Below are 2,898 nucleotides of genomic sequence, written 5' to 3'. Positions count from 1 at the left end.
CGCGGACTGCCTCGAGTTCGCCGTTCTCCCCCTTCTCCTGCACTTCGGGAGAAGGGGGCCGGGGGGGATGAGGGTCAGCAGTGCGAGCTCATAGCGAAGCCCTCCTGCGCGTCCACCAGCGGGGCGCGGTAGTCGCCGGTGAAGCAGGCGGTGCAGTACGTCTCCTTATTCTCGCGCACCGCGTCCGTCATTCCCTCGGGCGAGAGGTAGCCGAGGGAATCGACGTGCAGGTACTCGCGGATTTCCTCGACGGACTTGTCCGAGGCGATCAGCTCCTCGCGCGTGGGCATGTCGATGCCGTAGAAGCAGGGCCAGCGCACCGGCGGCGAGGCCAGTCGCAGGTGCACTTCCTTCGCGCCTGCCTCGCGCAGCATGTTCACCAGAGCGCGCGACGTGGTGCCGCGCACCAGCGAGTCGTCGATCACCACTACGCGCTTGCCCTGCAGCACCTCGCGCACGGGGCTGAACTTCATCCGCACCTTGAAGTCGCGCCCGGCCTGCGTGGGCGTGATGAAGGTACGGCCCACGTAATGGTTGCGGATCAGCCCCAGTTCGAAGGGCAGGTTCGAGCGCTCGGCGTAGCCCACCGCCGCCGAGTTGGCGCTGTCGGGAACGGAGATGACGATGTCCCCGTCCGCGGGCTGCTCCTCGGCCAGGCGCCGGCCGAAGGCGCGGCGGGCGCGGTCTACCGTGTAGCCCCACAGCCGGGTGTCGGGGCGGGCGAAGTACACCAGCTCGAACACGCAGGGCTGCGGCTCGGCCACGAACTTGGGGAGATGCGTGATGCTTTCGATCTCGCCGTGCCGGATGCGCACCAGCTCGCCCGGCTCCACGTCGCGCACGTATCGGGCGTGCATGATGTCGAGCGCGCAGGTTTCGCTGGCCAGCGCCAGCCCGCCGCTGGGCAGTGCGCCGATCACCAGCGGCCGGTAGCCGTACGGGTCGCGCGCGGCGTACAGCGTGTCGCCCACGGTGATCAGCACGCAGTACGCGCCCTCCACCTGCGAGAGCGCGTCGACGATCTGCTCGTCGGTGGACGGCGCGCGCGAGCGGGCGATCAGGTGAACGATGACCTCGCTGTCGATGGTGCTCTGGAAGAGCGCGCCCTCGTCGAACAGGCGGTCGCGCAGCAGGTTGGCGTTCGTGAGGTTGCCGTTGTGGACGAGCGAGACCACGCCGCCGCGGAAGCGCTCGCGGATGGGCTGCGCGTTCTTGAGGCCGGCGCCGCCCGCCGTGGAGTAGCGGATGTGGGCCACCGCCACGTCGCCGGGAAGCTCGGCGATGTCGGTTTCCTTGATGGCGTCGGACACCAGGCCGGCCTTGCGGACGCGGTGGCTTTCGCCCGTGGCGCTGTCGAACGACGCGATGCCGGCCGCTTCCTGCCCGCGGTGCTGCAGGGAGTACAGGCCCAGGAAAGCGAGTTGTGCGGCCTCGGGGTTCCCGGAGACCGCGACGATTCCACACATTCGGCTTTCTCGATCTGCTGGACACGGCGGGGCAGCGGCTGCGCCCCGAACCGGCATTGTACACGCGACCCCGACGGACGTGCGCCCCACCCCGCGCCCCCTCGCCGCACAAACGACGGTGCAGGGCGGGCAGCACGGCATTGGACGCCTGCGCCGCCGCCTGTCATCCTGAGGCCCAGGCGCGCCGCACCCGCCCGAACACCACACCACGCGGGCCGAAGGATCTAGCCGGGCGTCACTTCTCGGCTTGGGCGCGACAGCGGCACGGACCTGTGGGCCTGCCCCTCCCCCGGCCCCTCGCCGCACAAACTACGTGCGGAGAGGGGAGAACTTCACATGGGATCGCTGACTGTGGCGCATGCCTCGGGCGCCCCCCATCCCCAACCCTTCCCCCGCAAACTGCGCGGGGGAAGGGAGCCAGCCCGGTGCGGTCAGCGGCGTCCGGTGCGTGGGCGGAAGCTGCTGGCCGGCTCGGGTGCGTTTCGAATCGGCCGGCGCATTCCGCGGCTGCCCTCACCCCCGGCCCCTCTCCCGCAAGCGGGAGAGGGGAGAATTCGATCGCGCTCCGGGCGGCCCCACGCACTCGACTCGCCCGTGCAGTCCGCGAAGGCGGACTTCGGGCCTTTGTTGCCGCGACTTCAGTCGCCCCAGCGGACCGGGCCCTCCGCACCGGGGCTGCCTTCGCTTCAAACCCCGAAGTGTACCCCCTCTCCCACGCTGTTTGTGGGAGAGGGTCGCACGCGTGTCAGCGCGGCGGGGTGAGGGCCCCACGGCAGCCGAGGCCTCGGCTATGTTGACCGCTGCCGCGCCCAGCCGATTACCCGTCCGCGGCTAGATCCTTCGGCCCGCCAAGCCTGTGCTGCGGGCCGGTTCAGCGAGCCTGGGCCTCAGGATGACAGGCTCTGGTGCACGCGGGCGGTGGGTGCGATCCGTTCCCGGCGTCTCCCCTCTCCGCACGCAGTTTGTGCGGGGCGGGGCCGGGGGAGGTGCACGCCGCCTACTCCATCCCGTTCTGCACCACCGACTCCAGCGACGTCTCCACGTCCGCCACGCTCCCCTCCATCCGCCGCGGGATCGCCGACTCGTAGATCTCCGCCAGTTCCGCCGCGGCCGCCTCGATCGACCCGCCGGGCGTGCGGAGCACCACGGTCCCGAACGGCGCGCCCACGGTGCCGATCCGCCGTGCGGGAACCCCGTGCTCCGCCGCCATCTTCAGCAGCGCGTCCAGCTGGTCATCCGCGCAGGAGACCACCACGCGGCTCTGCGCCTCGCCGAAGAGCAGCGCGTTCACCGGCAGGTCGTCGTCCAGATCGACGTCGATGCCCAGCGGCGCGGCGGGGTCGGCGATGGCGGATTCTACGAGGGCGACGGCCAGACCGCCCTCCGCCGCGTCGTGGGCGGACGCCACGTGGCCGGCGCGGATCATGGCCAG

General features: G+C 71.0%; 2 protein-coding genes. Both read right to left on the bottom strand.

Annotation, left to right across the window (positions count from 1 at the left end):
* Positions 1 to 74 precede the first annotated feature (74 nt).
* The gene (gene purF / locus VIB55_RS17750; RefSeq protein ID WP_331878002.1) at positions 75 to 1,466 is read right to left on the bottom strand and encodes an amidophosphoribosyltransferase; all 1,392 of its coding nucleotides are present in this window, start codon (positions 1,464 to 1,466) and stop codon (positions 75 to 77) included.
* Positions 1,467 to 2,463: 997 nt separating this feature from the next.
* A partial coding sequence (locus VIB55_RS17745; RefSeq protein WP_331878001.1) for an AIR synthase-related protein occupies positions 2,464 to 2,898 on the bottom strand: 435 nt, incomplete at its 5' end.

The organism is Longimicrobium sp. (assembly GCF_036554565.1).
Lineage (GTDB): Bacteria > Gemmatimonadota > Gemmatimonadetes > Longimicrobiales > Longimicrobiaceae > Longimicrobium.
Note: the sequence above shows the minus strand (reverse complement) of the source record. Positions and strands in the feature narration are given on the sequence as shown.